At 61.9% G+C, this 7,648-nt stretch carries 9 protein-coding genes; 4 read left to right on the top strand and 5 right to left on the bottom strand.

Annotated elements, in window-relative coordinates:
- A partial coding sequence (locus tag GCT13_RS46255; protein ID WP_193727971.1) for a cupin domain-containing protein occupies nt 1–527 on the bottom strand: 527 nt, incomplete at its 3' end.
- A gap of 125 nt (nt 528–652) precedes the next feature.
- Between GCT13_RS46255 and GCT13_RS46250 the strand changes: the two genes are divergently transcribed.
- Together GCT13_RS46250 and GCT13_RS46245 are read left to right on the top strand one after the other, a co-directional pair.
- The gene (locus GCT13_RS46250) at nt 653–1,192 is read left to right on the top strand and encodes a carboxymuconolactone decarboxylase family protein (RefSeq protein ID WP_152768289.1); all 540 of its coding nucleotides are present in this window, start codon (nt 653–655) and stop codon (nt 1,190–1,192) included.
- Nucleotides 1,193–1,293: 101 nt separating this feature from the next.
- On the top strand, nt 1,294–1,812 hold the full coding sequence (locus tag GCT13_RS46245) for a DUF417 family protein (RefSeq protein ID WP_227747381.1): 519 nt from the start codon (nt 1,294–1,296) through the stop codon (nt 1,810–1,812).
- Between the two features lie 38 nt (nt 1,813–1,850).
- On the opposite strand, the gene GCT13_RS46240 is transcribed toward GCT13_RS46245, so the two are convergent.
- Together GCT13_RS46240 and GCT13_RS46235 are read right to left on the bottom strand one after the other, a co-directional pair.
- Nucleotides 1,851–2,600 (bottom strand): SDR family NAD(P)-dependent oxidoreductase, encoded by a 750-nt coding sequence (locus GCT13_RS46240; protein ID WP_152768287.1) that lies wholly within the window; start codon nt 2,598–2,600, stop codon nt 1,851–1,853.
- A gap of 104 nt (nt 2,601–2,704) precedes the next feature.
- Nucleotides 2,705–3,820 (bottom strand): alkene reductase, encoded by a 1,116-nt coding sequence (locus tag GCT13_RS46235; RefSeq protein WP_152768286.1) that lies wholly within the window; start codon nt 3,818–3,820, stop codon nt 2,705–2,707.
- 998 nt (nt 3,821–4,818) lie between these two features.
- On the opposite strand from GCT13_RS46235, the gene GCT13_RS48990 reads away from it, so the two are divergent.
- Together GCT13_RS48990 and GCT13_RS46230 are read left to right on the top strand one after the other, a co-directional pair.
- Nucleotides 4,819–4,962, top strand: a complete 144-nt coding sequence (locus GCT13_RS48990; RefSeq protein ID WP_193727970.1) for a hypothetical protein — start codon at nt 4,819–4,821, stop codon at nt 4,960–4,962.
- A 63-nt stretch (nt 4,963–5,025) separates the two neighbouring features.
- The gene (locus tag GCT13_RS46230; RefSeq protein WP_152768285.1) at nt 5,026–5,943 is read left to right on the top strand and encodes a LysR family transcriptional regulator; all 918 of its coding nucleotides are present in this window, start codon (nt 5,026–5,028) and stop codon (nt 5,941–5,943) included.
- 67 nt (nt 5,944–6,010) lie between these two features.
- Here the strand turns inward: GCT13_RS46230 and GCT13_RS46225 are convergent, their stop codons facing one another.
- Complete coding sequence (locus GCT13_RS46225) at nt 6,011–6,727, bottom strand: SDR family oxidoreductase (protein WP_152768284.1); 717 nt, start codon at nt 6,725–6,727, stop codon at nt 6,011–6,013.
- 60 nt (nt 6,728–6,787) lie between these two features.
- On the bottom strand, nt 6,788–7,456 hold the full coding sequence (locus GCT13_RS46220; protein ID WP_152768283.1) for a peroxiredoxin-like family protein: 669 nt from the start codon (nt 7,454–7,456) through the stop codon (nt 6,788–6,790).
- Nucleotides 7,457–7,648 lie beyond the last annotated feature (192 nt).

The raw sequence follows: 7,648 nt of genomic DNA, 5'->3' as shown, positions 1-7,648 counted from the left end.
AGCATCGCGAATCCACCAAGCTTCGATTCCAGAGATTCGAGCCTCATCAGATGAACGAGGCCTGTCAGCTCGTCGATAGCGGAAGCGGCGTCGGCATCGGCGCCTGATTCTCTCGAGCGAACGACCAGCGTTCGAGGCAGATATTGGCCGATGAGCCGATCGTGAGGCGCGTCGACAATGAAGCGTCCACAAAGCATATCGAGCTGTTCGCCCGAGCTGGAATTTTCACTGATCACAAAGTTTGCCGCCTCTCTGACGTGCGCCGGCGACGGCGACGCACCGCTGCCGTCGTGCAGCACGTGTGCCGAGCCATGCGGCAACAAGACGATATCGCCGGGACCGAGTTGCTGCGAAGACACCTCGCCATGACTCTCGAGTGTCGCCGTTCCATTTAGCACGACGTGAAAGGGAATCTCGCGTTCTGCAGACTGCCCATATGAGATGCGCCACGGCGCACCATACGCGCAGCGAATTTCGATTTCGCCCGTCACGGTGATGATTTTGAGCAACTGGCTAAGCCAATCCATGTTTTCGCGGTTCTGGCCTGATTGATACTTTTGAGCATGTTATTGGCTTTTATGAGTCTCTACAAGATCATCTGGCGAACCTAAAGTGACGACTCCACTTCAACCTTTGTACGAGGAGTCTCACGATGAGCCGCATCTCCATTCCCGATACCAGGTCCGCTACGGGCGCTACCGCCGAAGTCTATGCRCAGGTCAARAAAGTCRCGGGCGGAWCCATCCCCAATCTGTTTGCCGYGCTCGGCCATCTCGCGCCTGCGTCGTTGTCCGCGGTCCTCAATGCCGAAGGCGCGTTGGCCGCGAGCAGTCTCAGCAAGCAGGATCTGGAAACAATCAAGGTGCTGGTCAGCGAGCTGACGGGCTGCGACTACTGCGTCGCCGCTCACGTGATGCTCGGGAAGATGGCCGGTCTGAGCGCGGACACGATCAACCGCATCCGGGCGGGCGAGTTGACGGGCGATACGAAGCGCGATGCCCTCGTTGCCTTCGTTCGCAAGCTGCAATTGACGAGCGGCACGCTCTCGCAGGGCGACTTCGATGCAATCCGCGCAGCGCAATACACGGAGACGCAGTTGGCGGACATCTCGCTGGCGATCGCGCTGACCATCTTCACCAACACGTTCAACCGTATCAACGACACCACCGTCGATTTTCCGCCGGTGAAATAACGCGTAAGCCGGGGGCGGGCTTGAACGCTCGCCCCGATACGCCGATCGAGATGAAAACGCGACGCCGGTCTGATCCCGTCGCGATAACAGAGGAGCGAACTATGTCCATGCGATTCCGGGTAGCCGAACGCGGCAAGAACAATCATCATCTGGCTCTCCTTCGATGGTCGATGGTGGCGATTTTCATATGGTTCGGCATTCAGAAATTTACGCCGTACGCCGCCGACTCAATTGCGCCGCTGATTTCGCACAGCCCGTTCATCAGCTGGTTGTATGTGTTTGGCGTAATTGGCGAAGCGAGAATCATCGGGACGATCGAACTGGTCACCGCGGCGATACTGACAGCGGGATCGGTGGTTCCCATCGCGTCGGCGATAGGGGCCGCAATGGCGGCGCTGACGTTTATGCTGACGACGTCGTTCGTTTTCAGCACGCCAGGCATTACGCTGACCAGTGCGACTGGCTTTCCGATCGTGTCGACGCTCGTCGAGCAGTTCCTGCTCAAGGACGTCGTCTTGCTGGCTGCCTGTTTGACGTTGCTTGTCGCGTCGGTCCGACGGCACCCAACCGTTGATGACAATGTCGCGACGTCGATGGCGTGGCGAGATAGCGAGCGATGACACGTCGCTCGCAACGCGGGCGCGGCTTCAAAGATCGTTCAGACCTGTGCGAGGCCGCCGTCGACAAACAGATCGATGCCCGCGACGAAGCTGCTGTCCTCAGATGCGAGAAACAGCACTGCGGACGCGATTTCCTCAGGGCGGCCAATGCGTCCCAATGGTGTTGCGGCAGCGAACCTCGCGCGCAGTTCGTCCGCTTGCGCAGCGGTGGAGACCTGGCTGTCGATGATCGGCGTATCGATGGCGCCCGGACTGATCGCATTGACGCGAATGCCACGGTCCCTGAGTTCGACGGTCCATGTCCGCGCGAGCGAGCGAACGGCCGCCTTCGCCGCGCTATAGGCGTCATGCGCTTGCAGGCCTTTGACGCCAGCGATCGAGCTGGTCAGAATGATGGTGCCTGCGTGAGCCATCAGTGGCAACGCCTTCTGCACGGCGAAAATGAGTCCGCGCACGTTGACATTGAACGTCGCGTCGTAGTGCTCGGGCGTGATCTCATCGAGCGTCCGGTGTTCGATCGAACCTGAATTGGCAAAAAGAACATCGATGCTGCCGCGTTCCCGCCTGACAACGGAATACAGGCGATCGAGGTTTTGGAGCTTCGTCACGTCCGCTTGCACAGCCGACATATTGCGGCCAATCTGCTGCACGGCCTTGTCGAGTTCCGCTTGTCGCCTGCCGACGATAAACACATACGCGCCTTCGTCGACAAATCGTTGTGCAGTGGCAAGGCCGATGCCGCTGCTGCCGCCCGTGATGACGGCTGTTTTGTCTGCAAGTCGATTCATGATGTCGTCCTTCGTTTCTGGAATTCCATGCGTCCTCACGCATCGTTGAAGCTGGCCGAAACGGCTGGTCCGTCCGTTTCGGCCTTTACGTCGAAGGACTTCGACTACGCAGCGTCGATCTGCGGATGGAAGGCGTAGTCGGTATAGCCACGCGCATCACCGCCATAGAACGTCGAGCGGTCGTAGTGAGCGAGTGGCTTGCCCGTGCGCAGACGCTCCGGCAAATCGGGGTTAGAGATGAACATGCGCCCGAACGCCACGAGGTCCGCATCGCCGTCGACAACGATCTGTTCGGCGCTTTCCCCTGTAAAGCCGCCCGTGACGATGAGCGTGCCTTTGTAGATGCGGCGCATGTCTTTCGACGTAACGTCGGATGCACTCGTTTCCTGCTCGACGATCCCGCGAATGCGCGGCTCGATCACGTGCAGATACGCGAGGTCATAGCTGTTCAGCCGCTCGGCCACATAGCCGAAAGTGGCATGCGGATCACTGTCGGACATCGTGCCGTACGTGCCGCTGGGCGACAGGCGGAGGGCGACGCGGCCGGGCCCCCACACCGCGACGACCGCGTCGAGCGTATCGAACAGAAACCGCGCACGGTTTTCGATCGAACCGCCGTATGCGTCGGTGCGATGGTTCGCGCCATCCAGCAGGAATTGCTCGAAGAGATAGCCATTTGCGCCATGAAGTTCGACACCGTCGAAGCCAGCTTCTTTCGCGAGCACGGCACTGCGATGGAACTGTTCGACGATGCGCGGAATTTCGGCAAGTTCGAGCGCGCGTGGCACGACGAGTTCGGCTTCTGTGATGTTGCCGCTCTCGTCGCGAATGGCCGCATGTTCGAGCGAGCGCAGGGCGGACGGTGCCACGGGTGTGGTCCCGCCCGTGTTGACGGGATGTGCCTGGCGTCCCGCGTGCCACATCTGCAGGAAGATTCGCGCGCCCTTCGCATGCACGGCATCGATCACGCGTTTCCAGCCCTTGACCTGAGCATCCGTGTAGATGCCGGGCGCGTCGACGTATGCGATGCCAAGCGACGATACGGCCGTCGCATCGGTAATCAGCAGGCCGCCTTTGGACGCGCGTTGCGAGTAGTACTCGACCATGAGATCACCGGGCACGTTGCCTTCCTCGGTGCGCATCCGGGTGAGTGGCGCGAGCACAACGCGGTGATTGAGTTCGAAGGGGCCGACGTTGGTGCGGCTAAACAGCTTGTTCATTCGTTCATCCTCGGACTGAGCGTTGAAGATGGGCGAATCATGGGTGCGAGTGTGCGCGAACAGAAGGGGCCTGGCGGCGATAAGTGTCATTCCACACGGGCATGCCGCATGCCGGACTCGATCGACGTGCCTGAACCGCCATGCTTTCGCGGAATGGCACTTATGCCGGCGACCTGCTATGGCGAGTCCACGGTTGCGGGCATGATCGCTCGGTCGTTGAACGGTGCACGCGTATTTCGCAATCAACGCAAGGCGTACGGTGCGTGATGCGTGGCCCTCGACGATCAAATGGAACGGGAACGGCGACATGAAGATACTGGTGACGAGCGCGTCCGGCGCGAACGGAAACGGGTATGGCCAGGTACTGGCCTTCTCGATGGGTGGGATTGCGCTGGGCGCCTTCAGCGACGACCCTCGGATCACCGATCCGCGCGGCCTGCGAGTGAGTGCGAACGGTCAATTGCTGTACGTCAACAGCGGCGACGACCGCATTCTCGCACTCGACTCGCAGGGCGAAGTTCAATTCGACAGTTGCCATATCCCGGGCCTGGACGCTGGCGGCGGCAACCTCGGCCCAGGCGGACGCTATTACGTCGCATTGCGCTCCCGGCGAACCATCGCCGCATTCCCATCCGATCTCGACGGCGTAGGTACGCCGATATTGACGCCTGGCGTCGTGCCCTTTCCGCGCGGATTTGCGTTCGCCGACGGCGGCTATCTGTTCGTCGCGTCGGGTGTCGGGCCGGATGGGCGGGGCGCAAATGCAATCCTGCAATTGACGTCGAGCGGCATGCTGATCAACGACCGGTTTGCGATCGACGACGCAATGAGCCCGCTGGATCTCGCTATCGCGCCAGAGGGCAATGTACTGGTGTCCAGCGAGTTCCCGTTCGGCTCGCCCGCAGCCGCTGCATCTGTTAGAGAATACGACGGACGCAGCGGGATGCTGGTACGTACGTTCTCCGCGCCATCCGGCGTGCCGTTTCGCCGCGCGCGGATTGCGGTTCGGACCCGACGGCCATCTCTATTGCACGGCTCAGGATGGCGTGATCGCATTCGACTACGAAGGCGGGCGCTGCCTGGGTGTGATCGTCGATTGGCCACGGCTGAACGGACAGGCGATCGAATTCTTCGGCGACTGAACCTTCGTGCGCATGGCCGCCGCCGTGAAATAACGACCTCGACGAGAAGGGGAGAAGCGCAGTATGGACCGATTGGCTGCAATGGAAATCTTCGTCAGCGTTGCCGAGGCGGGTTCGTTCTCGGCCGCGGCGAAGCGGATGAACGTCGGCCAGCCCGCCATTTCCAAATCCGTTGCGCAACTCGAAGAGCGGCTGCGTGCGCGGCTCGTCCTGCGTTCGACGCGCGGCCTGACGATGACGGACGCTGGCCGGCGGTTCTACGAGCATGCGAAGCTCGCGATCAGGGAGGCCGACGAGGCTGAACAAGTTGTCCGTCGCGCATCCGACAGCCTGTCGGGCAAGTTGCGCGTGAGCGCGGCCGTGACGTTCGCGTGTCTTCACGTGCTGCCTTCGCTGAACGCGTTCCTCAACCAGCATCCGAAGCTGGAAATCGACCTGGTGCTCGATGATCGCAACATCGATCTTCTGGAGGAGGGCATGGATGTCGCCTTGCGGATGGGCTCGCTGGCCGATTCCGCCATGACGGCGCGGCGCATTGGACGAAGCCCGCGGCTGGTCGTCGGCACACCCGGTTATTTCTCACGGGCGGGCGTACCGATGACGCCCGCCGACCTGAGCCATCATCAGGCAATCGTCTATTCGCAGCGCGGCGGCGGCGAGACATGGACGTTCATCCGGGACGGCAGCAACGCCGATGTGACGGTCTCCGGACGCGTCCGCGTGAGCGCAGCCGAAGGCATGCGAAAAGCGGTGCTCGGCGGAATGGGGCTTGCCGTCGCTTCGCGCTGGATGTTTTCTCCCGAGCTGGCGTCCGGCGAGGTGCAGACCGTGTTGACCGACTGGGCCTTGCCACCCGTCGACCTGTGGGCGGTCTTTCCTTCGGGACGTCTGGTGACGGCGAGGGCCCGCTCATTCGTTGCATTCGTCGAGGAGGCGCTCGCTCAATCAGCCAGCGGGCAACCCGGCACGTCAAGCGCTTAAGCGTTGGTGCTCGCGTCGTTTTCGGCCCGCTTCGGCGCTGCTTCACGCGGGCCGAAGCGGTCGTCGATCAAAACGGGGCTTTGCCGATCGACGCGCCCCCGTCCACGTAGAGCGTCTGACCCGTGATGAAGCCTGCATCTTCCGAAAGCAGGAACGAAATTGCTGCCGCAATTTCGTCGGGCTGCCCCAGGCGTCCCATCGGGACTGCGGCGAGGTAGCGTAGTTCGCCCTCGCTGCCGGGCGCGTTGTTAGCGCGAAACAGTTCCGTTTCGGTCGGGCCCGGCGCTACGGCGTTCACCGTAATGCCACTATCGGCGAGTTCCAGCGCCCACGATCGCGCGAAGCTCACGAGYGCGGCCTTCGCGGCYGCGTAGGCSGTTCGCTGAACGATGCCAAGGACGGTCAGGCTGGAGACGTTGACGACCCGTCCCCAGCGACGTTCACGCATACCGGGCAGCAGCGCCTGGACGGTCTGCAGGGCCGGATGGAGATTGAGCGACAACACATCGTCAAGGTCGTCGAGACTGACGCTGCCGACGTACTGGGGGCGGACGAGGCCGACGTTGTTGACGACGCCGTCTATCGCATGCCGGCGCGTCAGMTCMTCGAGCGCGGCCGCTGTCGCTTCGCGATCTGCGAGGTTCACCYGCACGAGTTCGCCKGGGAAGYCGGCGTGCTCGCGTGCGAGRCCGATCACCTGATGGCCGGTTCGCGAGAGACGCTCGGAGAGCGCTCGYCCGATACCCTTSGTCGCGCCCGTGATCAGGAASGTGCGTGCAGCCATGTTGATTCTCCGAAAGTCACGRAAGGCCGCGCCGCGCGAGGCGGCGCGGCGGGCGACGCGTCAGATGYCGCGCGTCTTTTCGAGGACCGGGAGCATTTCCGACGGATCGGGGCGATGCGTGTAATCCGGATTGACTTCGGCGTACCGCACGACACCATTCTGGCCGATGACGTATCGCGCGGGCATCGGCAGCGTCCAGCTCGGGTCGCCGTTAAACGCCGGCAGATCGTTCTTGAGGTTTTTGTACAACTCGATCAGATAGTCGGGCAAATTGAAGCGCAGGCCAAACGCCGCTGCCGTGTCGTTCCTGACGTCGCTCAGCACCGGAAAGCCCAGTTCATTCGTGCGCACGGACTTGCGGCTGTTGACGGCTGTCTGCGGCGAAATGGCCACGACGCTCGCGCCGAGCGCCGTGATCTGCGGCAGTACTTCGTTGATGGCCTGGAGTTCGAGATTGCAGTACGGACACCAGACGCCGCGGTAGAACGTGACGATGAGTGGTCCCTTCGCAAGCAGTTTTTCCGACGACACTTCGTTGCCGTCCTGATCGTTGAGGCGGAATTGCGGCGCGCGCTCTCCTGCGTTGATGGCGCGGGCCGCCTGTCCGCTCGCGATCAGTTCGGCCGTCGCGCGTTCCATGATCGGATGGATTTCGGGCGGTGCGTTGTACGGCGGCTTGCCCGCCTTGAAATCGGCCTTGAATGCGTCGAGCTTGTCCTGAAGCGACATGATGGGTCTCCCGTTCGTTACTCAGTGGTATCGGTTAAGGTCGGCGAGCCGTGGGCTCGTCCTGGGTCTCATCATCGGAGAACGAGCGTCGCGCCGGTAGATAGCTCGGGCGAATAACACCCATTCTTCGAAGGCATGGGCGCACGAGGTTCTGCCAATATCAGGAGCGTGATTCACCGGCCTATCAGCGTT

The organism is Paraburkholderia franconis (genome assembly GCF_009362735.1).
Classification (GTDB): Bacteria; Pseudomonadota; Gammaproteobacteria; order Burkholderiales; family Burkholderiaceae; genus Paraburkholderia; species Paraburkholderia franconis.
Note: the sequence above shows the minus strand (reverse complement) of the source record. Positions and strands in the feature narration are given on the sequence as shown.

Excerpts from the sequence above, each read along its gene's own strand:
- GCT13_RS46240 (WP_152768287.1), bottom strand. The coding sequence starts at position 2,600 with ATGAATCGACTTGCAGACAAAACAGCCGTCATCACGGGCGGCAGCAGC.
- GCT13_RS46230 (WP_152768285.1), top strand. The coding sequence starts at position 5,026 with ATGGACCGATTGGCTGCAATGGAAATCTTCGTCAGCGTTGCCGAGGCG.
- GCT13_RS46245 (WP_227747381.1), top strand. The coding sequence starts at position 1,294 with ATGTCCATGCGATTCCGGGTAGCCGAACGCGGCAAGAACAATCATCAT.
- GCT13_RS46235 (WP_152768286.1), bottom strand. The coding sequence starts at position 3,820 with ATGAACAAGCTGTTTAGCCGCACCAACGTCGGCCCCTTCGAACTCAAT.